The 24,383-nt window shown below is 56.2% G+C and carries 25 protein-coding genes; 14 read left to right on the plus strand and 11 right to left on the minus strand.

Features of this window, described 5'->3' with window-relative positions; genetic code table 11:
• Positions 1-312: 312 nt before the first annotated feature.
• Positions 313-1,422 carry an SDR family oxidoreductase gene (locus ACR6AS_RS16590; RefSeq protein WP_418798650.1) on the minus strand — a complete coding sequence of 370 codons (1,110 nt, stop codon included), beginning with the start codon at positions 1,420-1,422 and terminating at the stop codon, positions 313-315.
• Between the two features lie 600 nt (positions 1,423-2,022).
• Here ACR6AS_RS16590 and ACR6AS_RS16595 point away from each other — a divergent pair.
• From ACR6AS_RS16595 to ACR6AS_RS16620, 6 genes are all read left to right on the plus strand, one after another.
• Entirely contained in the window at positions 2,023-2,913 is an 891-nt protein-coding gene (locus tag ACR6AS_RS16595; protein WP_293772289.1) for a GNAT family protein, read from the plus strand.
• Positions 2,914-3,076: 163 nt separating this feature from the next.
• The gene (locus ACR6AS_RS16600; protein WP_434163102.1) at positions 3,077-4,237 is read left to right on the plus strand and encodes an efflux RND transporter periplasmic adaptor subunit; all 1,161 of its coding nucleotides are present in this window, start codon (positions 3,077-3,079) and stop codon (positions 4,235-4,237) included.
• Between the two features lies 1 nt (position 4,238).
• Complete coding sequence (locus ACR6AS_RS16605; RefSeq protein ID WP_434163105.1) at positions 4,239-7,343, plus strand: multidrug efflux RND transporter permease subunit; 3,105 nt, start codon at positions 4,239-4,241, stop codon at positions 7,341-7,343.
• A 172-nt stretch (positions 7,344-7,515) separates the two neighbouring features.
• On the plus strand, positions 7,516-8,211 hold the full coding sequence (locus ACR6AS_RS16610) for a response regulator (RefSeq protein WP_434163107.1): 696 nt from the start codon (positions 7,516-7,518) through the stop codon (positions 8,209-8,211).
• Positions 8,208-9,293, plus strand: a complete 1,086-nt coding sequence (locus ACR6AS_RS16615) for an ATP-binding protein (RefSeq protein WP_434163109.1) — start codon at positions 8,208-8,210, stop codon at positions 9,291-9,293. Before ACR6AS_RS16610 ends, ACR6AS_RS16615 begins: the two co-directional genes overlap by 4 nt.
• 189 nt (positions 9,294-9,482) lie before the next feature.
• Entirely contained in the window at positions 9,483-9,713 is a 231-nt protein-coding gene (locus ACR6AS_RS16620) for a hypothetical protein (RefSeq protein WP_111138365.1), read from the plus strand.
• A gap of 199 nt (positions 9,714-9,912) precedes the next feature.
• Here the strand turns inward: ACR6AS_RS16620 and ACR6AS_RS16625 are convergent, their stop codons facing one another.
• From ACR6AS_RS16625 to ACR6AS_RS16650, 6 genes are all read right to left on the minus strand, one after another.
• Positions 9,913-10,209: a hypothetical protein gene (locus ACR6AS_RS16625; RefSeq protein WP_418798639.1), complete on the minus strand. Its 297-nt coding sequence runs from the start codon at positions 10,207-10,209 to the stop codon at positions 9,913-9,915.
• A 197-nt stretch (positions 10,210-10,406) separates the two neighbouring features.
• A complete protein-coding gene (locus ACR6AS_RS16630) occupies positions 10,407-10,718 on the minus strand; it encodes a hypothetical protein (RefSeq protein ID WP_434163112.1) in 312 nt (103 codons plus the stop codon).
• Positions 10,719-10,969: 251 nt separating this feature from the next.
• A complete protein-coding gene (fetB, locus tag ACR6AS_RS16635; RefSeq protein WP_434163115.1) occupies positions 10,970-11,749 on the minus strand; it encodes an iron efflux ABC transporter permease subunit FetB in 780 nt (259 codons plus the stop codon).
• Positions 11,736-12,404, minus strand: coding sequence for an iron efflux ABC transporter ATP-binding subunit FetA (gene fetA / locus ACR6AS_RS16640; protein WP_434163116.1), 669 nt, complete (start codon positions 12,402-12,404; stop codon positions 11,736-11,738). The genes fetB and fetA overlap by 14 nt, the downstream gene beginning before the upstream one ends.
• A gap of 229 nt (positions 12,405-12,633) precedes the next feature.
• A complete protein-coding gene (locus ACR6AS_RS16645; protein WP_434163118.1) occupies positions 12,634-13,119 on the minus strand; it encodes a hypothetical protein in 486 nt (161 codons plus the stop codon).
• 246 nt (positions 13,120-13,365) lie between these two features.
• Positions 13,366-14,025 (minus strand): DUF1345 domain-containing protein, encoded by a 660-nt coding sequence (locus ACR6AS_RS16650; protein WP_434163120.1) that lies wholly within the window; start codon positions 14,023-14,025, stop codon positions 13,366-13,368.
• Positions 14,026-14,086: 61 nt separating this feature from the next.
• Between ACR6AS_RS16650 and ACR6AS_RS16655 the strand changes: the two genes are divergently transcribed.
• Complete coding sequence (locus tag ACR6AS_RS16655) at positions 14,087-14,575, plus strand: DinB family protein (protein WP_434163122.1); 489 nt, start codon at positions 14,087-14,089, stop codon at positions 14,573-14,575.
• 125 nt (positions 14,576-14,700) lie between these two features.
• Here the strand turns inward: ACR6AS_RS16655 and ACR6AS_RS16660 are convergent, their stop codons facing one another.
• Positions 14,701-15,051 (minus strand): DUF3147 family protein, encoded by a 351-nt coding sequence (locus ACR6AS_RS16660; RefSeq protein ID WP_111140161.1) that lies wholly within the window; start codon positions 15,049-15,051, stop codon positions 14,701-14,703.
• An 80-nt stretch (positions 15,052-15,131) separates the two neighbouring features.
• Positions 15,132-15,656, minus strand: a complete 525-nt coding sequence (gene cybB, locus ACR6AS_RS16665) for a cytochrome b561 (RefSeq protein WP_111140162.1) — start codon at positions 15,654-15,656, stop codon at positions 15,132-15,134.
• Positions 15,657-16,274: 618 nt separating this feature from the next.
• On the opposite strand from cybB, the gene ACR6AS_RS16670 reads away from it, so the two are divergent.
• Positions 16,275-16,622 carry a hypothetical protein gene (locus ACR6AS_RS16670; RefSeq protein ID WP_111140163.1) on the plus strand — a complete coding sequence of 116 codons (348 nt, stop codon included), beginning with the start codon at positions 16,275-16,277 and terminating at the stop codon, positions 16,620-16,622.
• Positions 16,623-16,678: 56 nt separating this feature from the next.
• Here the strand turns inward: ACR6AS_RS16670 and ACR6AS_RS16675 are convergent, their stop codons facing one another.
• Both ACR6AS_RS16675 and ACR6AS_RS16680 read right to left on the minus strand, forming a co-directional pair.
• Positions 16,679-17,056: a YkvA family protein gene (locus ACR6AS_RS16675; protein ID WP_434163125.1), complete on the minus strand. Its 378-nt coding sequence runs from the start codon at positions 17,054-17,056 to the stop codon at positions 16,679-16,681.
• A gap of 179 nt (positions 17,057-17,235) precedes the next feature.
• Positions 17,236-18,798, minus strand: a complete 1,563-nt coding sequence (locus tag ACR6AS_RS16680) for a methyl-accepting chemotaxis protein (protein WP_434163126.1) — start codon at positions 18,796-18,798, stop codon at positions 17,236-17,238.
• Positions 18,799-19,506: 708 nt separating this feature from the next.
• Between ACR6AS_RS16680 and ACR6AS_RS16685 the strand changes: the two genes are divergently transcribed.
• From ACR6AS_RS16685 to ACR6AS_RS16710, 6 genes are read left to right on the plus strand one after another with little or no spacing between them, the layout of a single operon-like run.
• Positions 19,507-20,091: a cytochrome b/b6 domain-containing protein gene (locus ACR6AS_RS16685; protein WP_434163129.1), complete on the plus strand. Its 585-nt coding sequence runs from the start codon at positions 19,507-19,509 to the stop codon at positions 20,089-20,091.
• Between the two features lie 10 nt (positions 20,092-20,101).
• Complete coding sequence (locus tag ACR6AS_RS16690; protein WP_111140167.1) at positions 20,102-20,752, plus strand: thermostable hemolysin; 651 nt, start codon at positions 20,102-20,104, stop codon at positions 20,750-20,752.
• On the plus strand, positions 20,742-22,178 hold the full coding sequence (locus ACR6AS_RS16695) for an AMP-binding protein (RefSeq protein WP_434163132.1): 1,437 nt from the start codon (positions 20,742-20,744) through the stop codon (positions 22,176-22,178). Before ACR6AS_RS16690 ends, ACR6AS_RS16695 begins: the two co-directional genes overlap by 11 nt.
• A gap of 51 nt (positions 22,179-22,229) precedes the next feature.
• Positions 22,230-22,847, plus strand: coding sequence for an iron-containing redox enzyme family protein (locus tag ACR6AS_RS16700; RefSeq protein WP_434163133.1), 618 nt, complete (start codon positions 22,230-22,232; stop codon positions 22,845-22,847).
• Complete coding sequence (locus ACR6AS_RS16705; protein ID WP_111140170.1) at positions 22,831-23,637, plus strand: SDR family oxidoreductase; 807 nt, start codon at positions 22,831-22,833, stop codon at positions 23,635-23,637. The genes ACR6AS_RS16700 and ACR6AS_RS16705 overlap by 17 nt, the downstream gene beginning before the upstream one ends.
• Positions 23,638-24,258, plus strand: coding sequence for a tetratricopeptide repeat protein (locus ACR6AS_RS16710; protein WP_434163136.1), 621 nt, complete (start codon positions 23,638-23,640; stop codon positions 24,256-24,258).
• Positions 24,259-24,383: the final 125 nt, after the last annotated feature.

The following is a 24,383-nucleotide window of genomic DNA, read 5'->3' on the forward strand; positions in this document are numbered from 1 at the left end:
CGAACACCAACACCAGTGCAAAGCTGCAAACAATAACAATCCCTGCGATACGATTAGCCCGCCCTGTGCGGGCTTTTTTTTCTGAAGCGGTAAGTGTCATGCCGGGAAATAGTGCCATACGGCCCCGGGCACTTATACGGCTGACGCTGTCAAAGGAAACGGATGAGATGCGCTGGCGTGAAGGAATAGTGAGAAGGGTTCCGGATGAGGCGCGCGTTCATGGGGTGATCGGAATCAGCGTAACGCCTGAATAAGCAGAGTCGTCGGGTTTCCGCATAGCGGGCAGCCTGTGAAGCAGGCTGCCCTTTGTCCCTATTTGAAGTCAACCTGCATCAGTTCAGCGATGGTCGCATTGCGGGTCGTTGAGACGCAGCGATCCAGATAATCGGTGAATCGCGAGGGCTTGCCCATGCCAAGCTGCATAAGTTTTGAGTTGTCAAAGACCACATTCAGATTAGAGAAATGGCCATAAAGGTTCATGGCACGCAACATGATCCGTTCGTTGCAGGGACCAAACAGATCCCTGAAGCTTCTTCTGCTCTCAGAAAGCTGTTTATAAGAGACTTTCTGATAATCCTCACCCAGTGCGCGTTTGCCGGATGCTTTAGCCATCGCCTCATCAATTTCCGCGAATGTAACGCTGCTCTGAGTACCGGCAGAAATATGGATCACTTCATTAATAACCTTTTCGGCATCAAGAAGCAGTACCAGCGCATCTGCACAGAAATCTACGGGAACCACGTCGATACGATCGTCGAGGTTGCAGGTGAATTTCCCTAATGCCAGCGCCATACGGAAGACCCAGAAAATACTGGCTGAAGGCAGACAACCCTGATCCGAGTGCCCCACCACAATCGACGGGCGGGCGATTACCAGCGGCAGTCCCGGCAGCTGCTCTGTCATCATCTTTTCAATGGTGGCCTTACTCCAGGTGTACTCAACAACATGCTGATCCCGGCTGGAGTCCAGCCAGCTCTCCCTGACCAGCGATCCCGGTTCCGGCGCACATGACATCGCGGTGCCGACATGGATAAATTTCGCCAGGCCAGCCACGCGGCTCATGCGTTCAGCAAACCTGAATGTGCCGTCCACATTCACCTTCCAGATTGACGGATTTTTGCCAAATGAGGCTACGGCGGCACAGTTAATGACATGCGTGACCTCATCAAGCCGTGAGTCGTCAATAAAGTTTTCCGGTACTGCCAGGTCGCCCAGAATAATATTGTCGGGGGTGACTGAGTTAATTAATGCTTCATTCAGGCCAAAATTGACAAGATTAGCTTTAAGCCGGTTTAACCCCTCATCAACGGTTTTGCCTCTGACCAGCAGCAGCAGTCGATCCTTAACGCTGTTTTGTAATAAGTTTGCGACGACCGCTCCGCCTAGAAACCCTGTAGAACCGGTAATGAGTATGTTTTTCATAATGGTATCATTCATTCTGGTTGATCAAAGAAAAGCATTAAAACAATGACTTTCCGTTCAGAAAAACAATTCAAAACAGTAGATGAATTGTCGCTAAAATATTCTGCAGGTGCAGCGTCGTACCAGGGCAGAGTCACCCCGCGCTGATACAGGTAAACGAATCACGCAATACTTCCGTCCAGTATAAAGACGGTCATTAACCGGAAGTTAAACAAAACAAAAAATTCACAAAGTTTTTTTCATTTAAATTCCGTTTATCTTTCTGGCAACACGACCGGGCGTTTAATAACTTTGCCTGTTGCTGACCTGCCGGCTGATTTGAACAAAATTACTCATTTTGAATCAAGTTTTATTTAAACTTTTTTTGCTGAACTTAGTGAGAGTTTTATAAATGAACGCTGCGATCTCGCTTATTTATGGAGAGAGGGTTTAGCGTGTGTGTAGAGCATGTGTAGAGGTTAAACAAAGACGTTTTACTGTCTCTGGTTATTCTTTTGTTTACCGCCCGTTTAATTAAGATGAATTACATCCTTACCCGTTATGCACTTCCCGCGGCGGGATCGTCGGGTGACGCATCAGATTTCATTTAAGAGAGCAGGCATGCTGACTACACATTTAAAACTTAAAAAAACCGGCTGGGAAGAGTGCGAGGCCTCGGCCTACGCTCAGATTTACACGGCGTTCGGCGGAAGCATATGCACCCATCCCCGCGTTCTTGCTTATCTTGAAGAGCGGGAAGGCGTCGCGATTCAGTACTATCTGAAAAAGGTCAATGGCCACGCTGTCGCCGCTATTTTTTCCCTGAATGGTTCGCTGGAATATAAAAAATCCAGCCTGCCCTTTGTTTTTGACGATATTATTCTGCCGATTAAGGCGGGAGCAAAAATTATCCTGCCTTTCAGAACAAAGCGGTTATCGCCGCATTCTCAGGGCGTGATAATGAATAGCATCCGTCATAATCTCTTCAAGAAAAAAATGGCCCATATCAAACCTGACTTCTCCGTTAAAACGGCAAAGAAGCGTACGGGAGAGGTACGGCGATTCAGGAAAATGGGCGGCACGGTCGAAGATGTCTCCGCTTTTTCGCCGGCGGAGCTGGCTGCGATTTATCAGCGCCTGTTCGATCTCCGCTGGCAGAACCAGCTTAAATGCACGGATCTCCACATTCTGACGGAAACCTTCACCCTGTTCAGGGAGATGATTTTTGGTAAAATCTTATTTATCAACGACTCACCCTGTGCGTTTGATCTCAATTATAAAGTCGAGTGTCCCGACTGGTATTATTTTGAAGATTTCAATGGCGGCATGGATCCGCAGTTCAGATCTATTGGCATCGGCTCTGTTTTACTCTGGGAAAATATTCTCCAGGCTAAAGCGTTAGCCGCCTCATCCGAGAAGAAATGTATTTTCTCCCTGGGCGCCTACAACCCCGCCTGGCACTACAAACAACAGTGGTGCGATATTACGCCTTCGGGGCGCACGCTTTTCTGAAACTGAATAGCGGCGTTTCTGCCCGGCTGACAGAGAGGCTGTCGGCCGGTTTTTCACCATCATAATAAAAAAGTCACTTCTACACACAATCTCCACACACCCTCGACGGCAAATAAACGCGACTTCGTTACGATTGCGCATCCCTTAATAAAACGAGATGCCCATGTTCGTCCCCAAACTGTTTTCGCTGCCTTTCATCCTGCTTGCACTGGTTGCCGTACTGACGGGCTGTGATGATGATGCCAGCGCCGATGCCAATGCTGCCGATCCGCAGGTTGCTGTTGCGGTGGTCCAGCCTCAGGTTTTATCCGTTTACGAAACGCTTCCGGGGCGCGTGAATGCACTTCGCACGGCTGAGATACGCGCCCAGGTGAATGGCGTCATTGAGCGTCGTCTGTTTGAGCAGGGTGCCGAAGTGAAAAAGGGTGAACCTCTTTTTCAGATCAATGCGGCCCCCTTTGCGGCCGAGGTGGATAACGCACGGGCTGGGTTACTGCGTGCGCAGGCTGCGAATGACAGAGCACAACAGCAGGCTGCCCGCCTGCGTAAACTGACCGGAACAGGTGCGATAAGTCGTCAAAGTTACGATGATGCTGTCGCCGCTGCCCGCCAGGCGGCCGCCGATGTCGCGCAGGCCAGTGCGACACTGAAGCGCAAAATGCTCGATTTACGCTTTGCCACGGTCGAGGCCCCGATATCGGGCCGCATTGACCAGGCGCTGGTTTCTGAAGGCGCCTATGTCACGCCGGGCGACAGCAGCCCTCTGGCTCGTCTTTATCAGACAGACCCGATCTATGTGGATGTCTATCAACCTGCCGAAGTTTATCAGCAGCTGCGCAGACAGGTGGCCAGCCCGCAGAATGCCACAACTGGCTTGCCGGTTAAGCTCTTTTTGCCGGATGGCACGGCTTACAGCCAGACTGGCCGAATCCTGTTTTCCGGCATGAGCGTGGATACCAGTACAGGCCAGGTGCTGGTGCGCATCGAAGTCAGTAATCCCGACCGCGAACTGCTGCCGGGCATGTTCGTGCGGGTGCAGGTTCCCCGCCAGCATTACGATGACGCCCTGATGGTGCCTGAACAGGCTGTTTCACGCCAGGATGACAAAGCCGTGGTCTGGGTGATTGACGATCAGCAGCAGGCGCACCCGCTCAGCGTCCGCGTGGGCGAGCAGGTTAACGGAGGCTATCGCATCGCCGGGGGATTACCGCCTGGCAGTCGTGTCGTCGTAAAAGGCATGGACAAACTCAGCGACGGCACCCGCGTCGCCGCGGTGCTGTCAGTTGCGCCTCCTGTGAATCTGACCCTGCAGGAGAAAGAGTAATATGGCTCAGTTTTTTATCAGACGTCCGGTTTTTGCCTGGGTGGTCGCGCTGTTTATTGTCCTGTTCGGCGTTCTGTCTCTGACGCGGCTTCCGGTGGCCCGTTATCCCTCGGTGGCTCCTGTCAATGTCACTCTCACCGCCACCTGGGCCGGGGCCTCGCCACAGACGATGAACGATTCGGTCGTCAGTCTGATCGAACGCGAACTCTCTGGCGTTAAGAACCTGCTCTACTTTGAATCATCGACAGACACCTCAGGTCAGGCAACGATTACCGTTACCTTTAAACCCGGAACGAATGCCGAACTGGCGCAGGTCGATGTCCAGAACCGCATTAAAACGGTGGAATCCCGCCTGCCGCAGGCCGTGCGGCAGAACGGTCTGCAGGTTGAATCCGCCGATACCGGTTTTCTGATGATCATCAGCCTCACCTCAAAAACCGGCAAAACGGACAGTGAAGCGTTAAGTGACTACATGGCCAGAAACGTGGTTGAAGAACTGCGCAGGCTGCCAGGCGTGGGCCGTGTTCAGCTCTTTGGCGCAGAAAGCGCCCTGCGCGTCTGGGTCGATCCGGTGAAGCTGCTCTCATTTAACCTGACGATGAATGACATCGCTGCCGCCATCACACAGCAGAATGCGCAAATAGCGCCGGGACGCATCGGCGACGAACCGGCGCTGCCGGGTCAGATGGTCACTCTGCCCCTGACGGTAGAGGGTCAGCTGACCACCCCGGCAGCCTTTGGCAATATTGTCCTGCGTGCGCACAAAGATGGTGCCAGCGTCAAACTCTCTGATGTCGCCAGAGTGGAATATGGATCGCAGACCTATAGCATGATGATGCGTGAAAACGGACAGCACTCTACCGGTGCGGCCATTATGCTCGCGCCCGGTGCCAATGCCGTGAAAACGGCAGAAGCCCTGTCTGCACGAATGCAGGCGCTGAGTCTGTCAATGCCTGAAGATATCCGGTATGCCATCCCTTTCAATACAGCACCGTTCGTAAAGCTCTCAATCGGGAAGGTCATCCACACCCTTCTCGAAGCGATGGTGCTGGTTTTCGTGGTGATGTATCTGTTTTTGCAGAACATCAGGTATACCTTCATTCCGGCCATTGTCGCGCCGATTGCGTTACTGGGCACGCTATCCGTCATGCTGCTCGCTGGCTTCTCCGTCAATGTGCTGACCATGTTTGGTCTGGTGCTGGCCATCGGCATCATTGTTGATGACGCCATTGTGGTGGTGGAGAACGTCGAACGGCTGATGCGCGAGGAAAATCTCGGCCCGCGTGAGGCGACCTCACGGGCAATGCGGGAGATCACCGGCGCCATCATCGGCATTACCCTGGTGCTCACCGCCGTTTTCATCCCGATCGGGTTCGCCAGCGGCTCCGTCGGCATCATCTATCGTCAGTTTGCGCTCTCCATCGCCACCGCGATTCTTTTTTCCGCGCTGCTGGCGCTGTCGCTGACCCCGGCACTCTGCGCCACGCTGCTGCGAATGCCCGACGATCACGCCAGCGGCGGTTTTTTTGGCGGATTTAACCGGGCGTTAGCGCGACTGACCCAGCGCTATTCAGGCTGGACAGCCACGATCCTCAGACGCTCAGGCCGCATGCTGCTGGTCTATATCGCGCTGTGCGCCGGAACGGCGATCGCTTTCAGTCAGCTCTCTTCCGCATTTTTGCCCGAGGAGGATCAGGGCTACTTTATGACAGCGTTTCAGCTACCGGCCGAGGCGACGCAGCAGCGGACGCTGGCGGTCGTAAAAAAATATGAAGAGGCGATGGGTGCGCGCCCGGCTATCGCCACCAATCAGTCCATTCTGGGATTTGGCTTTTCGGGTGCCGGCGCAAACACCGCACTGACCTTTACCGTCCTGAAAGAGGCAAAAGATCGCGGTGACAGCTCAACGCTGCGCGAAGCCAGATTCGCCGAAGAGGCGATGCGTGATAGTCCCGAGGGAACCATCATGACGATGATGCCCCCGGCTATCGAGGAGCTGGGAACCTCTTCCGGCTTTACGCTGCGGCTGGAGGATCGGGCCGGTCGGGGCTATCCGGCGCTGGAAGCCGCGCAGCAGCAGCTACTGCAGCTTGCCGCCAGCAGCCATAAAGTAACCCAGGTTTATGCAGATGGTCTGCCGCCCGGCAGGAGTATCCGGCTGAATATCGATCGTGAGAAAGCCAGTGCCATGGGCGTTTCGTTTGCCAGTATCAGCGACACCCTCTCCGCCGCGATGGGATCGCTCTACGTCAACGACTATCCCAACAGAGGCCGTATGCAGCAGGTGATTATTCAGGCCGAGGCAAAGGATCGTATGCAGATGGATGACATCCTGAATCTTTACGTCCGTAACAGCGACGACAGGATGGTGGCGCTGAAGAGCTTTATCACGCCGACAGCCTCTTCCTCGCCGCTTCAGCAGGTCCGCTATCAGGGCTATCCGGCGATGCGACTCTCCGGCAGTGCAGCCCCGGGTGTCTCAAGCGGTGATGCCATGAAAGAGATGGAATCGCTGGCCAGACAGCTGCCTGCAGGATTCGCAATCGAATGGACAGGACAATCGTTGCAGGAGCAGCAGTCCGCTGCGCAGGCACCGATGCTGATGGCGCTCTCCATTCTGGTGATCTTCCTGGTGCTGGCCGCGCTGTATGAGAGCTGGGCCATCCCGCTCTCCGTGCTGATGGTTATTCCGCTGGGGATTGCCGGTGCCGTCACCGCCGTAATGATGCGCGGATTGCCGGATGACGTGTTCTTCAAAGTCGGACTGATTACGGTGATTGGCCTGTCGGCCAAAAATGCGGTGCTGATCGTCGAGTTTGCCCGGCAGCTTCACCAGGAGGGCCGGAGCCTGCGGGATGCGGCGATAACGGCGGCCCGGATGCGGCTGCGTCCGATCATCATGACCTCGCTGGCGTTCGGGCTGGGTGTGGTGCCGTTAATTATCGCGTCCGGCCCGGCCAGTGAAACCCAGCATGCTATCGGAACCGGCGTTTTTGGCGGGATCATCAGTGCCACGCTGCTGGCCATCCTGTTTGTCCCGCTGTTTTTCGTCGTGATCATGACGCTGGCGGTCAGACTGAAAGGAAAAGGAAAGCCCGCAGAGTAACCGGATCTATCGGGCCTGCTTTATAACTTCCCGAAGCTGATATGATGATGCTGCATCTTTGCTGATGCAGTTCACCGGAAAAACAGCATAGTTTCCGCATAGCAATAAGCTCCGTAATCCCCCGGCTGGCCGTTCAGCGCCTGCCGGGGGGTCTGACGAAGACAGGATACTCATGGACAATAGCGATATTTTAATCGTCGAAGATGATGTGGAGATAGCCGCCATTCTGACTGCCTACCTGCAGAATGGCGGCTATACCGTCAGCCATGCGGAAAACGGCGCCCTGGGGCTGGCGTACTGCGCAACCGCTTCACCGCAGCTGATCATACTGGATGTTCGTATGCCGGTGATGGATGGCTGGCAGTTTCTGGCGGAGATCCGTCGGCGCGGCGACACGCCGGTTATTATGCTGACGGCAAACGACGACGATGTGGATAAACTCTCTGCGCTGCGCATTGGTGCCGATGATTACGTGGTTAAGCCGTTTAATCCTGCTGAGGTAGTCGCGCGGGTGCAGGCGGTGCTGCGACGCACCCAGGCTGTGACCCGTTCAGACGATGTTTTATCTTCCCGTTCCCTCTCCATCAATGTGCGGCAGCACAGCGTCATCATCAAAGCTGAGGGGATCGACATTGCATCCCGCCTGACCACTACCGAGTTCAGGCTGATCACCCATTTTGTCCGCGAGCCTAACCGGGTCTTCAGCCGGGATGAACTGCTGGAGGCCTGCTTCCCTGAGGGGGATACCCTGCCGCGAACGGTAGATAGCCATATCAGTAAGTTACGCAAGAAACTCGATGACGCGGGGGTGTCCGGGCTGCTGCAGAACGTGCGCGGTTTCGGTTATCGTCTGGGAGAGGGTAAATGAAACGTCGGAGCCTCAGTCAGCAGCTGAACTGGCTGATCGTCAGGGTCACGCTCTATTCATTCGTGACCTCTTTTGCCACTTATACGCTCGCGCCGACCGTTATCGGCCTGTTTTCAGGTGAGCTGTTGCCACTCGATCTGGATGTGGGAACCACCAGTGACTGGCTCACGATGCTGGTCTCCACGCTGCTGACCATCGCCGTCTCCGTTTTCTTCTCTGCCCGCTTCGCGCGTCAGATGGTCGTGCCACTGGAATCCCTGACGCACAGTGCGAAACGGGTGGCGGAAGGCGACCTGAGTGCGCGCGCCAGCGAAGGTGCCATAGAGATTGGCGAGATAGATGCGCTGGTCAAAGACTTCAACCGTATGGCGGCCGCGCTGGAGAATCTGTCGCAGAACAGCCAGACCTGGAACGCCGCCATTGCCCATGAACTACGCACGCCGGTGACGATACTGCGCGGACGGCTTCAGGGCCTGGCGGACGGTATCTTCGCGCCCGATCAGAAGCTCTTCGTCAGTCTGATCCATCAGACTGAGGGCCTGACGCGCCTGATTGAAGATCTGAGAACCCTGAGTCTGGCGCAGTCGGGCCATCTGCATATGCACTATGGGCAGGTGAACATCCAGAGTGAGATCGCGTCGCTGGCAGAACTGGTCAGGGCGGATTTCAAAACCAGTCATCACTCCTTAGTACTGAAAATCAGTCCGGCAACCATCGAATGTGATGCCTCACGCTTCAGACAGGTGCTGCTGGCCTTTCTGGAGAATGCCCGCCGTTATGCTGTGCCAGGCATCATAATGATCGCCTGTGAAGAGGATGCCGGTGGTGTTGTGGTGCATATCGATGACGAAGGCCCTGGCATCGACCCGGCGTTCGCCCTCACCGTCTGGGATGCCTTTGTGCGCACTGATGATTCACGGTCACGCCAGAGCGGCGGCACCGGATTAGGGCTGGCGGTAGTGAAAGCGATTGTGCTGGCGCAGGGCGGGCACGTCTCCTGCAACAGCAACGCGCTGGGAGGCACCCGCTTTTCATTCTGGCTGCCCGCCACCAGACCCGGCGTAATGGCGGCCAGCGACTGATGGCAATCCGGCCGGGGATAACCCTCTGTTTTCTGCGCTGACAGACCTGTTCCTGCCTCTTTGCGACCGAAAAGCGTAACCACAGGTAACTAACGTCGTGATTCCTGTATCCCGGCCAGCATCACGCGCCGGGGATGGCTATGCTCTGCTGAGTTCAACGTGCAACTATGACTACCAGGGTATCCAGTGATGAAAAAATTATCAGTGATTGTGATGGCAACCGGTCTGTTTTTATCCGTGAATATGCAGGCGAATGCCGAAGGGTGTCTGAAAGGCGCGGCCGTGGGCGGCGTGGCGGGTCATGTTGCTCATCATGGTGTGGCTGGCGCTGCGGCAGGCTGTGCAGTCGGGCACCATATGGCGAAGAAAAAACAGAAAGAAGCAGAGAAAAATCAGCAGGCTCAGCAGGCGCAGAAATAAGCGGCCCCGTGACACGGTAATGTGTACGCTGATGGCCCGGTCCGGGTCATCAGCGCTTTACCCGGCCGCCGTCCGTCACTGTTTCGCCAGGCGTTGCGCAACTCATCAGCGAAAATCACTCCCGGCAGAGCGTGGGGATCCAGACTTCCCTGCTGTCCAGACCCTGACCTCCCTGCCAGACATGGCCGGACAACACTGTTCAGGCATCATTATTCCTGCGCCATTCCTCCACGCTTTCCTTTGACACCTCTTTATTAAAACAAACCAGTGCGTATCCACCCTGCCTGCTCCAGGCGCTACGTCCGCCACAGCGGCTGCCGTTGCGCGCAGTGTTGAACGGGCACGCGCAGACGCCAGGATAAGCGGCGATGGCATCATCGATAATGCGCTGACGAACCTCATCGTCGGTCTGCTTCTGTCGCTTAGCCTCAGCCGTACCGGCCCAGCAAAGCGCCAGGCTCAGCATTACCGAAATAACACAGGTAATTTTAATCATGATCCCCTCCCGCATGAGGAGGATAACGTACCGCACCTATCAGCCCGGCAATCCCCAGAACAGGGCACAGACAGGGGCTGTTCAGGCCCGGTTCCGCGTCCGGAAGCCTGTTTTTTTATCTGAACGCAGATGCGGACTTCAGACGTTAGCCCGCCGCAGGCGCAGAAGCGCCGCCGCGATCTGCGCCTGCCGGTCACTCACAGCGGTGTCATGCTCTCTGCCTGATGCTGGAAAACATACGGGTCGGATAGCAGCTCAAACTGCTCATCATCGGGATAGGTAACGGCCACATGATACTGTTCACCGGCAAAGGCTTTCACCGCGTCGATGTTTTCCCACCAGGTTGCCAGAAAAAAATGCGCCCATTCGCCCTGCGTTTCTCTGCGCACGCTGGCCCCCAGATTGCCCGGCGTCCCTTCTGAATGTTCAACACCGGTCTTCTGCAGGTGATCGGCAAATCCTTCAGCATGTCTGACCGGAACGCATCCGTGCCATGTTCTGACTATCATCTTGCTCTCCTTCATCGTGAAGGTTTAAATCCTAACATAGAAGGCAATGCGTAACAGCGTGTCAGGAACAGACAAGCAACCGTTTGGCACCGGCGTGCGGTCTGACGATCGGCAGGGCAATTGCGGAGATCGCTTTCCGAACAGGCCATACTGGATCGGCCCTGCCCCTGCTTTCCTCAGCCCCCGGCGGGTGCTCTGTACACATGCGCCCGGCTGTTCCGGGCGCGATAAGGGAAGCCAATAACGCGACCTTACCGATCCGGGGAATTGGCGATTTTCAGCTGCGCCCTGTCGTTGTAAAAGCGCCGGTAAGATAACCAGACGGCGATGATGGTTGAGAGACTGGCGGTGCCTGTCAGCATAAAGGTCACCATGATCTGGTATTTGATGGCCTTAAGCGGATCGATACCCGCAAAAATCAGGCCCGACATCATCCCCGGCAGGCTGACCAGCCCGACCGTCTTCGCCGCATCCACGGTCGGGATCATGGCGGTGCGGATGGTGTCCGCGATAATGCGCTTCGAGGCCAGCTTTACCGGGGCGCCCAGGCTCAGCATCTCCATAATTCTCTGCTGATTATCCCGGAAACGCTGATGCAGACTGGTGAAGCAGAGCCCGACGGCGACCATCGCATTACCCGCGATCATGCCGGAGATGGGAATAACCTGCATCGGCACGAAGGCTATCGCACCGCTCAGTACCAGAATCGCGAGGGTTATCACCGTGCCGCTGAAAATCGCCGTAAACGCGATGCCAAAAGCGTTTCCGATATCCCGTCCCCGTTTGCGGGCGTTGATTGCGGCGTTGACGCAGATAAACAGCACCATCAGCACGGTCAGCCAGTCGTTGTTCACATCGAAAATCGACTTCAGCACAAAGCCGACGATCACCAGCTGTACGATTGCCCGGCAGACACTCCAGATAATATCCTTGCTCATGCCGAGCTTTTCTTTCTGACTGATCAGCAAGGCAATGATGACCAGACTCAGTGACAGCAACAGCGAGGTGTCACTGATATCATGCTGATTCACGCGCATTCTCCTTTTTCTGCGGAGCCAGACGGAGCACCTGCGCCGCCTGGTCAATATCCTGAACATCATGACTGATGCGCACCACGGCGACCTGATGCTCCGTGGCAACGCGGTCGATCAGGGCAAGCACGGCCTGTCTGTTCTCGTCATCCAGCGCGCTGGTTACCTCATCCAGCAGCAGCACCTGCGGCATAAACTGCAGATTGCGCAGCAGACCCACGCGCTGTTTCTCGCCGCCGGAGAGCTGATCAACCGGTTTATCCAGCATCGCGGCGGCCAGGTTGACGCTCTCCAGCGCGCTGACCAGCGTGTCGCGCGGGGGCTTCTGATGGCGAACCTGCCAGGGCAGCGCCAGATTGTCATACACCGTCTGCCCGAAGAGCTGCGGAGTCTGAAAACAGTATGAAACCTGCTGGCGATAGGCCTCCGGCGCCAGCGTGGTAATGTCACTGCCGCTGAAAAAAATCTGTCCGGAGGTCGGCGCCATCAGTGAAGCCAGGATCTTCAGCAGGGTGCTTTTGCCGCTGCCGGAGGGGCCAGTCAGTAAGATCTTATCGGCCGGGTATAACTGTAAAGAGATCGGTTGCAGAAGCTGGCGCTCGCCAGCGGAAAAAGCGATCGCCTGCGCATCCAGCAGGGGCAAGCCTCTGTCCATATTTCGCCTCAGGGTGTTAATTAACAGTGGAGAAGTCGGGGGCCGGAAGCCGCGGTTCGCCGATCAGGTGTGTCCGGCGCACAGAGGCGGCACCATGAACCATCCGGGGCATAAGATAAGGCATTCAGGCGGGACAAATCATCTTCTTCATCAAATCCGGCGGCGATCATCATTGAGGCCGCGGCTGCAAGTGTAAGCCGGGTGGCTCAGGGCGGCCACCCGATCATGGTCACTTTTTCCAGCGGGTGGAAACCGGATTACTGACGCTGTTTTTCTCCTGCGTGTAGGTGCCGTTCTGCTGAGCAATGGCTTCGCCGGTATCCACAATCGCGTTCTGAATAAAGACGTTCTGCTGATCACCTTTGACAAAGGTTAACTGATGAAAGGCGGTTTTATTGCCCCAGTCAGACGAGGGCAGAGAGATGAAACGCACGGTAAAAGTCTGGTCGTCAAAGTGGCCCTGCATGACGTAAACGCCGTAGTGATCCTCACCCTGCGAAATGATTTTGTAAGTGCCGTTATCGTAGTAGTAAATCTCAGCGTCCGGAAACGGCTTTTTCTCGTACATTTTGCGGTAGTGCAGTACCTGCCGGATGGTCGGCTGGCCGAATCTCACGGTCAGCGTATTATCCTGTGCGGCCGTGGTCACTCCTTCCGCGTGTACACCGCTCATCATCATTAACAGACTGGTGGTCATCATTGCCGTTGCTTTCACTCTCTTTCTCCTCTGAGGATTAGGGGAATCTCTGGCGTAAGAGCCTGAAACTTACATGCTGTGATGGGCGGGTGAAAGAGGCCGATCACAGTTTATTACACAATGTGATAATCACGACTCGTTAGGGAGTCAGTTCAGAAAGAGAACGAGGATAGCCTGCCAGTGGACCGGGGATGGGGTTCATGGCTGAACTTGGCGGACCGGCTAAGATCGTGACGGAGCGGCCTGACCCCTCTGCGCGAGTCGCTAATTCAGCAATCCGGCCCCCACATTCACCGACAGCCCCAGAATCGCCAGGTTAAAAATAAACGAGATCACGGACTGCAGCAGCGCCAGCCTGCGCATCGCGGTCGTGCCGGTGGCGACGTCTGCCGTCTGCGACGCCACCGCGAGGGTGAAGGAGAAGTAGAGGAAATCCCAGTAGCCGGGATTTGCCTTTTTCTCAGGGAAGATCAGCGGCGTAAGATCGCTGCTGCGGTAAAGGTAGTGCTGATGAGCATAGTGCATCGCAAACGCCGTGGGCAGCATGGCCCAGGAGGCAATCAGCGTCAGTGCGGTCAGCAGCAGATGCATCAGGCGCGGCGTGCCGGTCAGCGTCCTGAGCGCCGGAAGCTCACTGAGAATCGCCACCATGCTGACCACGCACGCCACGATAACCATTCCGAGCACCAGCGCGGCGCTCTGATCCTGCTGCTGAGCGATGCGTTTTATCCCGGCTGCATCCGTCCGCAACATGCGGATCCAGAGAATGCAGAGATAGAGCCAGGCCCAGACGTTCCAGCCGATCAGCAGACGCTGCATCTGTCCGAGCCGATCGGAGAGTAAAAAATAGCAAACCAGGCCAGCGGCAAGGGAGAGCAGCAGGCGTAAGCGTGAATAGAGCGTCGAAGTTAAGGTTGTCGGCATAGAACAGCCAGTGTGGTTTAATCAGCGTGATCTCAACTTTAGCTAAAATCAGGTAAAAATCATGGACAAAGACAGAATTGTTACACTTCTGATGTACAAGCGCTGGATTGATGCAGAGACGCTGAAAAGCATAAAAGAGATAGGTGACACAGCGTATGCAGGGAAGCGCCACCAGATGCTAAGGCTGATGAACCACATCTATGTGGTCGACAGAATCTTCGAAGCCAATATGTCAGGCGAGCCGCACGGTTACACCGCCCTTAACACGCCAGATACACCCACAGTTGAGGCGCTGGAAGCCAGTATGGCCGCCTGCACAGAGAGATATATCCAGCGGGTGACGGCGATGACGCCCGACGATGCAGCCAGGATCATCAATTTCACTTTTATCGACGGCGGCAACGGAGAAATGCGCGTCAGTGAAATGCTGGATCACGTCCTTTTTCACGTCACCTATCATCGTGGCGCCGTCGGCTGGTTGATCGCTGAATGCGGGGGTGTGCCGCCGAAAGATGTGCTGACGGTTTTTCTGCGGGACCACCATCGCTGACCGGGATTACCCGCACAGCCGCCCTTCACGGGCGGCCTGAAACAGCGTGCAGACAGCAACACTCACCACCACGCCGGTTCTGATACCGCCCGTCTCAGGGGTTTCAATCGCGCAGCGCCCTGACATCACATCAGGACGATGCCAAAGCGTTTCAGAAGCAGCGCCCAGAGCACGAACAGAGTGACCGTAATCGCACTGGAGATCAGCAGCGTCAGCCAGAAACCCACGCGGGGATAGATGAAGGGAAACAGAATGAACATTGGCAGCGTCGGCACCACATACCAGAAGGTATACCACGCATGCGCACTGATTTTTTCCGCTGACTGCCCTTCCAGCTTCATCCAGATCAGCACCAGCAGCGTAACCAGCGGCAGGGCCGCGATCAGACCGCCCAGCCGGTCGCTGCGCTTTGCCACCTCTGAAATCAGCACGACCATAAAGGCCGTTATCGCATATTTGGCTATCAGCCAGATCATGAATTTCCTCTGTATCGCGGAGTATCCGGCAGGCAGGAACCGGGCCACTCTGAACCTGGCCCGGTTTTTCTGATACCCGATCAGGGCATCATCCTGCGCAGTGTATCATCCCGGAGGAAATAGTGATGGAACAGGGCCGCCAGCGCATGCAGACCAATCAGCCAGTATCCCATCGGGGCCAGGGTTTCGTGCCAGTCAATCAGCATGCTGGCGGTGGCCGGATCGGGCGTCGTGGCAACCGGCATAGTGAAGCCAAACAGGGCCCACTCTTTCCCGCGCAGATAGCGCGAGGTCAGCCCCAGGACGGGCAGAACCACAAAAAGCGCATAAAGCAGTGTATGGACAAGGTGGGAAAGGCCGGTCTGCCAGCGCGCGACGGGCGGCGTAATCGGCGGTGCTTTGCTTCGGGCGCGCAGCCAGAGGCGGGCAATCATCAGGATCATGACGCAGAATCCGGCCGAAAAGTGCGTAATCATCACCGCATTTCTCTGCCAGGTGCCTTTCTCCGCCATCCAGCGCAGCTCAATCGTGGCGTACGCCACAATGATCAACAGTACCGTCAGCCAGTGAAAAAGAATTTGCGAGCCTTTGTATTTTTTAAGCATTGATAAACTCCCGACACTATTTTTTGCCGTCACTATACCAGTTAATTATTAGATGTTTATTAGGAGTTTACCCGTGATTGTGACAGCCTGTGACTTCGGCAGGCCGCTCCCTGACAGCTGTGCTTACTGCCAGTCAGCCTGCGTAAAGCTTTAAAAGCTTTGCGGCACTGGCGGAAAGTACCCGTTGACCTGCCGCCATCGCTTTTTCGGCCCGCTGAATCGGAGTCAGTAATATGACATCCCGGGAGCAGGAAACAGTGGCCGCTCAGAAAACAGGGGGGTTTAAGAATAGCGATAATTCTTAAACTTCATCGCGTCTTAAGCGTGAAACCGGCCCGATGCTCCGGTGGGGGATCAACGCAGCAGGGTTAAAACCATTTCCTGCTGGCGCGATTCACGCGGCGAAATAGCGACTGAGACTTAAGTCAAATCCGCGCCCTGCCACAATAGCCCGCTCGCGCCTCGCTTAATGGCAGTACCAGTCTGAATAAGAGTAACGATAACCTGCGTGATCGTAACCTTAGATGCCTAATTTTCTGTTTCAAAAACAGTCACTTCTCCTGTGTTAATTGTTCGCCTATGCTGGCTGTTCACTCATTTACATCAGAAGGATCTGTTATGTTAATTGTCCCCGCCTCCTACAGTGCTGAAGCCGTTGAATGCCTGTATGAGGTAATCGATAACCTTACTTTGAATGGCTCACGCTGCCAGATTATCTACGACAGCCAGGCCGCGCGTGCCGCCGTTATCGAAGCAGACGCGACAGATGAGCATGGCGAACAGCGCCATCCGGTTCTCGCGGTGCTGGAGATGGAGCGCGTAACCAGTATCAATACGATTCTGCGGATTAAATCGTTCTGGACTGATGCAGACGGCACGCGCTCAAATGTAGAGCAGGGCAGCCTGGCGAAGGCACTCTATAAGGCATTGACCCTGAAGAAGCAGATTACGCTGGTCGGATTGTAGGGCGATCCCGGCGCGCGATATCCGGCGCAGGCTGCGCGAGCCGTCCGGTCTCTGAATTACAGGAAGGCTCTGACCAGCAGCGTGGCGCAAATCACCCATATAAGTACAAAAACGCCAGCCGTTATGCGACTGACAGGACGTCCGGTGGCCTGCGCGGCGGTTTCCCGATGCTCACGCATCACCTCTTCAGGAATAAGACTGACCACCAGCATAATCCCTGCTGGCACGATGATCAGATCATCGAGCAGGCCGATGACCGGGATAAAGTCGGGGATCAGATCAATGGGCGAGACGGCATAGCCTGCAACCAGCAACGCCAGTCCTTTTACCCACCAGGGCGTTCGGGGATCGCGGCCGGAAAGCCAGACGGCATGCACATCCCGCCTGATGTTTCGCGCCCACGCTCTGGCGTTCGCCATAAACTGTCTGAACATGATGTCGTGCAATCCTGATTAAGGAACGGTTTCTGAGTGAGCCAGATCAGGCGTGCTAATGACATGCAGCTTAACGCCTGAGAGCAAATTTAACCCGCTTCAGCCCTCCCCGCCACCTGTCACAGTTTTCTGCACTTTCCTGAACGCGCCTGTTTCAGGATGAAGCAGGCGCATCAGGCTTAAAGACGGAAAGCGTTGACGGTTTCACGTAAAGAGTGAGCCTGGGCTGAAAGGGACTGGGATGCGGTCGAGGACTCCTCTACCAGCGCGGCATTATTCTGCGTCACCCCATCCATCTCATTCACCGCAATGCTGACCTGCGAAATACCCTGCATCTGTTCAGCGGAGGCGAGTGAGATGTTATCCATCGCATCTGCCAGTTTCCCGACCATCGCGTTAATCTGCAGGATGCTTTTACCGGTTCCGTTAGCCACTTCCACCCCACTCTCTACCTGCGCCACCGCCTCTTCAATCAGACTTTTGATATCTCTGGCCGCTGTCGCACTTCGCTGCGCCAGCGTCCGCACTTCACCGGCCACTACCGCAAAGCCACGCCCCTGCTCACCTGCACGCGCGGCTTCCACTGCCGCGTTAAGCGCCAGAATGTTGGTCTGGAAGGCGATACCCTCGATAACCGAGGTGATATCTCTGACTTTCGTCGCACTGTTTGAAATATCGTTCATCGTGTCTGACATACGGTGCATATCGTTTTCACCGGAGCGCGCCAGCGCAGCGGTTTCGCGAGCCGACTCCGCCGTCTGCTGCGCCGTTGCGGTGTTGCTTTTCACCGTGGCGGTCAGCTGTTCGATACTGGCCGCCGTCTCCTGCAGCGCGGCAGCCTGCTGTTCGGTCCGGGAGGAGAGTTCAGTGTTACCCTGAGAAATCTCATCTGCGGCCATCGCGACAGAAGCAGACGCGTCTTTGATATGTGACACCAGGTCGCGCAGATTGGTCTGCATACTATCCAGCGAAGCCATCAGGCTGACGCTGTCCCCTTTGCACAATGTGACGGTCGTGGTCAGATCGCCAGCGGCAATGGCCGCCGCCAGATGCTGGGCATGTGAAGGCTCACCGCCCAGCTGAGACTTGATCCGGCGCGTGATTAGCGCACTCATGACAAAGCCCATCACCACAAACAGGGTCGTCAGGGCCGCGAGAGTCATATAAACGCCTGATAACGCCTCACTGGAGGTTTCCGCAGTCTTGCCCGTCACCCTTGCCTGATACTCAACCATGCCATTCACGGCAACGCGGTATTGCTCCAGCACCGGGATCAATCCGTCACGCAGCCTGGCCGGGAAAGCGGCCGCATCAGCACTGAACAGATTCTGCGCAGCCTGATTCAGCGGCCCCGCGGCATCTTCAATTTTCTTTAAATTTCCGGAGGCCTCATCCACCTCGGCCAGGTTGATGCCGGGGATGCTTTTCGCGCCGTTAATCAGCGTACGAAAATGCGCAATCGTGTTGTCGCTGTTTGACTGCAGATCAAAAAACTGCGTTTTCACCTGCGGCTGCGTCTCTGGAGAAATGGACAATAAAAGTGCCGTCTGCTGCGTTAAGTTATCTTTAAGTGTCTGGAGCGTCTGAAGGTCGGTCAGTCGCGCACGCGTTAATTTCTGCTGATCGCTGGCCGTATTCAGTTTAAATCCGGCAAAAGCGGTCACTAAAACCCCCATCAGAATAACGGCCAGAAATGCGGCGTTAAGCATGACGCTTAATTTCATTTTTTTATGCTGTTTCATGGAAGATCCCGATATAAGAAAAAAAAGTGATCAGCGACAGATCCCTGTCTGAGGTTCGCTGGTGCCTGATCCCGTTATCGGCAGGCGAAGCGGGAAAAAGAGTGATTAAACGCGCATATAACATAAATCTTTTTGTTCTGTCGGATGGGGCCGGAAGGCGACAGGGCAACGATCAGAAAAAGCGGGAGACCAGACATCGGGGGGGCTGATCAGCCGGACCAGCTGAGTCAGGTTACAGGCCGTTATCCTGAACAGACGGAGGGCGCTGAGGCGTCAGGCTCAGTCGGTGATGCAGAATACGCCTCTGCGTCTGAGCGTTGATCTGCGTAATGAGAACCTGACGCACAGGCGCTATTTCATTTTTCTGGAAAAGAGAAATAAGGGCATTACATTTCCGCCGGAATAATCACGACACGTAGTATCGGGATAAAAGCTGAAATGGGCGGATTTATTTCAGGCAGCGCAGATTAATCCTCATTCCCATAAACAACCTCGCCATCAGATCGTCATCGCAACACTCTCCTGCCCCTGAACAGGCGGCCTGATTAAGTCATTATCCCAATGATTTTACGGGATAACGAGGAAGGAACTCTTTTTTCTTTCTGGCCGGGCAGGCAGGAATAAAAAAATTTATGAGGCTGTTTTGCTTAAGGTAATCCTAATATCCGGCCGCGATAATTCATTCCATACTGACCTGGAGTGAAAAAAATGCTTAAGACTTTACTCAGATCTCTGCCGCATGATTACGCCCCTTTTTTTCGTGGCCTTCATATTTCCATTGCGCTGTTGATCGCACTGCAGATCATCAATTCAAACTTTATCGACGCCGACGCCCTGAGCGAATCGGGCTGGCCGGCGCTGATGACCTGGTGGCATGCCCTTTCCGGTGCACTGCTGCTGCTCCTGGGCCTGATCCTGCTGAGCTGGATGATTACTCAGCGAGGCGTCAGATGGTACTTCAGCTGGGCCTTCTTCGATTTTAAACAGATCAAAGCTGACCTCCGTCAGCTGATGCAGTTCACTTTACCGGAATCCTCCCGCGGCAGTATCGCCGCCACGGTGCAGGGACTGGGCGTCGCCGCTCTGCTGCTGGTTGCGGCGTCAGGCAGCGCATGGTTTGCCGCAGAAAGGTTGCTGCCCTCGCTGGCGCTCTATTCGGGGCTGTTTCTGCACTGGCATAAATTCCTGACCACCTTCATTGAAACGTACTTTTATGCACATGGGCTGATGGGCGTTGCGCATATGTTCCTGCGCACTAAAAAACAGACCGCTGATTTACGCTCCGCAGAGTAAAGGTGACGCAATGAGAATCACGCCGGAATGTTCGCTGAAATGGGTCGCAGGTGCGTCACAGGTCAATATCGCCACCGATTTTATACGCGACCACTATTCACACCATTTTGATGCCCGACTGACGGTTCTGATGCCGTGGATTCTGATGCTCTGTGACGGAGAGGATAATCTGCTGGCCGCCTGTGGCGTGATGCCAGCGTCCCAGGGCCCGATGTTTCTTGAGCAGTATCTGGACAAACCGGCGGAGGCGAGCCTGCCTGAACACGGGTTCACCAGCGTCCATCGCAACAGCATCGTCGAAGCCGGCAACTTTGCGGCGGTTGATGGGGCGGCTGCCCGCGTCATGTATGCCGCCGTCTGCCTGCTGCTTAACGCCTATCGCTATCAGTACATCATGTTCACGGGCACGCAGAAGATCCGCAATATCTTCGCCAGGCTCCATCTGTCGCCCGTGTGCATTTCGATGGCCGACCACGCCAGAGTGGCAGGCGGAGAAGCCACATGGGGGCGCTACTACCAGCACCGGCCTCAGGTCATGGCGGGCGATCTCGCTGGCGGACAGAAAGCGCTGGCAGGCAGTTCGCTGCTTCTCAATCTTTTTGGTGAATTACCCCCGGCCCCCTGGGACGTGCAGCAGGAGAACCTTCGTCATGCTCATTGAAACCCTTGATCGTCATGCTAACAGCCAGCCCGATGCCGTGGCGCTGGTCAGCACCGCGCGAAGCTGGACGTGGCGCGAATATGAACAGGCTGTTTCTCTTCTGGCTGCTGAGCTGCAGCAGGCGGGCGTTCAGCGACTCGGTCTGGCGCTGGAAAACGGACCGCGCTGGATCATCGCCGATCTCGCCTGTTTAAAAGCGGGTATTGTCTGCGTACCAATACCTGCGTTTTTCTCGCCGCAGCAGCGTTCGTGGGTCATCAGCTCCGCGGGCCTTGACGCCATTCTTGATGAGGCGTCTTCGGATGAGGGTGAATCCGTCCCCGTTTCCGCTGGCCAGTTGCAGCGCTTACCCTGCACGCACCAGCCTGAACTGCACCGGGACACGGTCAAAATCACCTACACCTCCGGCACCACCGGCCAGCCAAAAGGGGTCTGTCTGCGGCAGCTCGGGATCGAGTGGACCGCCTCTGCGCTGGCGACGGCGATGGAACCGCTGGCGCTGGCGCGTCATCTGGTCGTTCTGCCTCTGAGCACGCTGCTGGAGAATATCTGTGGCGGTTATGTGCCGCTGCTGCTGGGCGTCACCACGGTGATCCCCTCCACCGCCGAGGTCGGCTTTACCGGTTCGAGCCAGTTCAGCCATGAGGTGTTCGCCGGGGCGCTGCTGCGCTGGCAGCCGCAGAGCCTGGTGCTGGTTCCTGAACTGCTGCGCGTGCTGAGCTTCCTGCACAGCCGTATGCCGTCAGTGAGTGCCTCACTGAAGTTTGTGGCGGCGGGCGGCGGCAAAGTGGCCGTCGGTCTGCTGCACGCCGCCAGAGAAGCGGGTCTGCCGGTTTATGAAGGTTATGGCCTTTCTGAGTGTGGCTCAGTCGTCACCCTGAATCTGCCCGACAACGCACAGGCGGGCAGCACCGGCCGCCCCCTGCCCGGTGTTGATATCACCTTCGACGCCAGCGGCAGTTTGCTGGTGGCCAGCCCCGGTAATGCTGCGGGCTATCTGGGCGAGGCACCGTTCGGCACGCGGGTTAACACCGGCGATCTCGCCGAGCGCGACGCCTCGGGCTTTATTCACATTAACGGGCGGGCGCGCAACGTGCAGATCACCGCCTTTGGCCGCAATTTCTCGCCAGAGTGGATTGAGGCAGAGGCAATGAGCTGCAGCGCCGTCCGGCGCATCGTTATGTTCGGCGAAGGGCTGCAGCGCAACGTGGCCCTGATCCATGCGATGGAGGGCATGGAGTCTGCCGCCCGTGACCAGCTGATGGCGCTGTCCGCCGCCCTGCCGGATTACGCCCGCCCGCACCACCTGATTTTTACCCCGGTCATTTCATCACCTGAGCTGCTGACCGCCAACGGACGCCCGCGTCGCGATGCGATCTGGACGTTGATGAAGCATCAAATACTGAACTGTGAGGAGTACATCTGAATGGCCTTTTATCAGCAATTACAGGATCAAACAGAACAGGCACGCAACGCAATGTTAAGCAGCGTTGTCATCGAACAGAGCGCCCAGGGTAACGTGACGCGTGACATGTATATCGCCTTTCTCAGCCAGGCCTTTTATCACGTCAGCCATACCGTTCCCCTGCTGATGAGCGCAGGCAGCCGTCTGCCCGCCGAGAAAGAGTGGCTGCGGGCGGCGCTGGCTGAGTATATCGAAGAGGAATATGGGCATCACGAATGGATCCTGAACGACATCCGTGCCTGCGGGGGCGATGCGGAAGCGGTACGCAACGGCGCGCCCGAACGGGCCATTGAGCTGATGCTCGCCTATCTCTATTACCGTATTGAGCGCGTTAACCCGCTGTGCATATTCGGGATGGTGCATGTGCTGGAAGGCACCAGCGTTAACATCGCTACGCCGATTGCGGAATCGCTGCAGCACGCGCTGAAGTTACCGGAAGAGGCGACAACTTATCTGCGGTCGCACGGTGCGCTGGATCTGGAGCATCTGAAGTTCTTTGCCAGCCTGATGGACAAAGTGACCGATGCGCGCGATCAGCAGGATATCGTCCATACCGCTAACGTCGTCTATGCGCTTTACGGCGACATGCTCCGTGCTCTTGCTGAGGTACCTGATGGAACTGCGCAATAAAAATGTGGTGCTGACCGGCGCCAACGGCGGGATTGGTCAGGCGCTGGCTCTGCGCCTGGCCGCGGCGGGAGCCTGCGTCTGGCTGGTGGGCCGCAACCACAGCGAACTGGAGAACCTGCGTCACCGGATGCAGGACCCCGATCGCCATACCGTGTTTGCCCTGTTTGACTACAGCGACGACGAGATCCTCTCCCTCGGCAGCTGTTTTGAGGGCGGGCGGCAGCTTGACGTACTGATTAATAACGCCGGCACCAGTCGTTTTGCGCGGCTGGAACAGCAGAGTTTTGCGGATATTCGTGAGCAGCTGCGCGTCAATGTGGAGATCCCCCTGATCCTTACGCGCGCGCTGATTCATCAGTTCAGTACCGGCGGCACCATTGTGAATGTGGGATCGATTCTGGGCGAGCTGGGTCATCCGGGCTACAGCGTCTACTGCGCCTCAAAGGCAGCGCTGCATCGCTTTTCGGAATCGCTGGGCCGCGAGCTTGCGGCAACCGGCGTGAAGGTGTTGTACGCCGCGCCCCGCGCCACGCGGACCGGGCTGAATTCGGCAGCGGTGAACGCCATGAATGCCGCGCTGGGTAACCAGAGCGACACGCCGGAAGAGGTCGCCCGGTTTATTACGGACACGCTGATCCAGGGTCGCCGCCGGGCCAGGATTGGCGTGATGGAGGGCATCTTTGTGCGTGTCAATGCGCTCTTTCCTGCGCTGGTTGACCGGGCGCTGCTTAAAAAACTGCCGGTTATCAATCGTTTTCTACAGTCGGACGCTTCAGCGGAGATAAAATAAATGAAACCCCTATTCGCACTGTTAACGCTGTCGCTGACAGCCCTGCCCGGCCTCGCGTCGGCGGAAACCCCGCTCTCTTCCCTGCAGAAAGCGTGGTCAGTGTGCCAGTACCGCACGCTGGAAAACCAGAAACAGAACTGCCTGAGCGACCTCAGCCAGCAGGCCCATCGCGTTCAGGGGCGTGACAGCGATCCTGAACTGCTGATCTGGAGCGCGATCATCGACAGTAGCTGGGCAGGTGCAAAAGGTGGCCTGGGCGCGCTGAGTCTGGTCAAACAGGCGAAGGCCGATCTGGAAAAGGCTATGGCGATTAATCCGCAGGCGCTGCAGGGCTCGGCCTATACCAGCCTCGGGGCGCTTTACTACCAGGTGCCGGGCTGGCCGGTTGGTTTTGGCGATAATAAAAAAGCCGAAGCGATGCTGCAGAAAGCCCTGGCGATCAACCCGGACGGCATCGATCCCAACTATTTCTATGGTGATTTCCAGCTCGAACAGGGCAACAAAGAGGTAGCCAGACGCTATCTGGACAAGGCGCTCAAAGCCGCACCGCGTCCCGGACGTGAAATTGCGGACAGCGGCCGACATGCCGACATCCAGCGCGACCTGAAAAAACTGGATTAACCGCTGACAACGCCCCTCTGTCGGCTATAGTAACGATCCTCATCCTGACGTTGACGTACAGAAAACAGCGACCGGGATGAGGTTCGCACAGTGCCAGCCCTGCGGCATTCCCTATCCGATCTGAA

The sequence above is a fragment of the Pantoea phosphatilytica genome (assembly GCF_051025615.1).
In the GTDB taxonomy this organism is placed as follows: Bacteria; Pseudomonadota; Gammaproteobacteria; order Enterobacterales; family Enterobacteriaceae; genus Pantoea.

What these genes read in the sequence shown, in the direction of transcription:
- ACR6AS_RS16685 (WP_434163129.1), top strand. Translation starts at nt 19,507, where the DNA reads ATGCTTAAGACTTTACTCAGATCTCTGCCGCATGATTACGCCCCTTTT.
- ACR6AS_RS16655 (WP_434163122.1), top strand. Translation starts at nt 14,087, where the DNA reads ATGGACAAAGACAGAATTGTTACACTTCTGATGTACAAGCGCTGGATT.
- ACR6AS_RS16680 (WP_434163126.1), bottom strand. Translation starts at nt 18,798, where the DNA reads ATGAAACAGCATAAAAAAATGAAATTAAGCGTCATGCTTAACGCCGCA.
- ACR6AS_RS16595 (WP_293772289.1), top strand. Translation starts at nt 2,023, where the DNA reads ATGCTGACTACACATTTAAAACTTAAAAAAACCGGCTGGGAAGAGTGC.
- ACR6AS_RS16605 (WP_434163105.1), top strand. Translation starts at nt 4,239, where the DNA reads ATGGCTCAGTTTTTTATCAGACGTCCGGTTTTTGCCTGGGTGGTCGCG.
- ACR6AS_RS16675 (WP_434163125.1), bottom strand. Translation starts at nt 17,056, where the DNA reads ATGTTCAGACAGTTTATGGCGAACGCCAGAGCGTGGGCGCGAAACATC.
- ACR6AS_RS16690 (WP_111140167.1), top strand. Translation starts at nt 20,102, where the DNA reads ATGAGAATCACGCCGGAATGTTCGCTGAAATGGGTCGCAGGTGCGTCA.
- ACR6AS_RS16705 (WP_111140170.1), top strand. Translation starts at nt 22,831, where the DNA reads ATGGAACTGCGCAATAAAAATGTGGTGCTGACCGGCGCCAACGGCGGG.
- ACR6AS_RS16590 (WP_418798650.1), bottom strand. Translation starts at nt 1,422, where the DNA reads ATGAAAAACATACTCATTACCGGTTCTACAGGGTTTCTAGGCGGAGCG.
- ACR6AS_RS16600 (WP_434163102.1), top strand. Translation starts at nt 3,077, where the DNA reads ATGTTCGTCCCCAAACTGTTTTCGCTGCCTTTCATCCTGCTTGCACTG.
- ACR6AS_RS16710 (WP_434163136.1), top strand. Translation starts at nt 23,638, where the DNA reads ATGAAACCCCTATTCGCACTGTTAACGCTGTCGCTGACAGCCCTGCCC.
- ACR6AS_RS16670 (WP_111140163.1), top strand. Translation starts at nt 16,275, where the DNA reads ATGTTAATTGTCCCCGCCTCCTACAGTGCTGAAGCCGTTGAATGCCTG.
- ACR6AS_RS16660 (WP_111140161.1), bottom strand. Translation starts at nt 15,051, where the DNA reads ATGATCTGGCTGATAGCCAAATATGCGATAACGGCCTTTATGGTCGTG.
- cybB (WP_111140162.1), bottom strand. Translation starts at nt 15,656, where the DNA reads ATGCTTAAAAAATACAAAGGCTCGCAAATTCTTTTTCACTGGCTGACG.
- ACR6AS_RS16630 (WP_434163112.1), bottom strand. Translation starts at nt 10,718, where the DNA reads ATGATAGTCAGAACATGGCACGGATGCGTTCCGGTCAGACATGCTGAA.
- ACR6AS_RS16695 (WP_434163132.1), top strand. Translation starts at nt 20,742, where the DNA reads ATGCTCATTGAAACCCTTGATCGTCATGCTAACAGCCAGCCCGATGCC.
- ACR6AS_RS16620 (WP_111138365.1), top strand. Translation starts at nt 9,483, where the DNA reads ATGAAAAAATTATCAGTGATTGTGATGGCAACCGGTCTGTTTTTATCC.
- ACR6AS_RS16625 (WP_418798639.1), bottom strand. Translation starts at nt 10,209, where the DNA reads ATGATTAAAATTACCTGTGTTATTTCGGTAATGCTGAGCCTGGCGCTT.
- ACR6AS_RS16650 (WP_434163120.1), bottom strand. Translation starts at nt 14,025, where the DNA reads ATGCCGACAACCTTAACTTCGACGCTCTATTCACGCTTACGCCTGCTG.
- fetA (WP_434163116.1), bottom strand. Translation starts at nt 12,404, where the DNA reads ATGGACAGAGGCTTGCCCCTGCTGGATGCGCAGGCGATCGCTTTTTCC.
- ACR6AS_RS16610 (WP_434163107.1), top strand. Translation starts at nt 7,516, where the DNA reads ATGGACAATAGCGATATTTTAATCGTCGAAGATGATGTGGAGATAGCC.
- ACR6AS_RS16700 (WP_434163133.1), top strand. Translation starts at nt 22,230, where the DNA reads ATGTTAAGCAGCGTTGTCATCGAACAGAGCGCCCAGGGTAACGTGACG.
- ACR6AS_RS16615 (WP_434163109.1), top strand. Translation starts at nt 8,208, where the DNA reads ATGAAACGTCGGAGCCTCAGTCAGCAGCTGAACTGGCTGATCGTCAGG.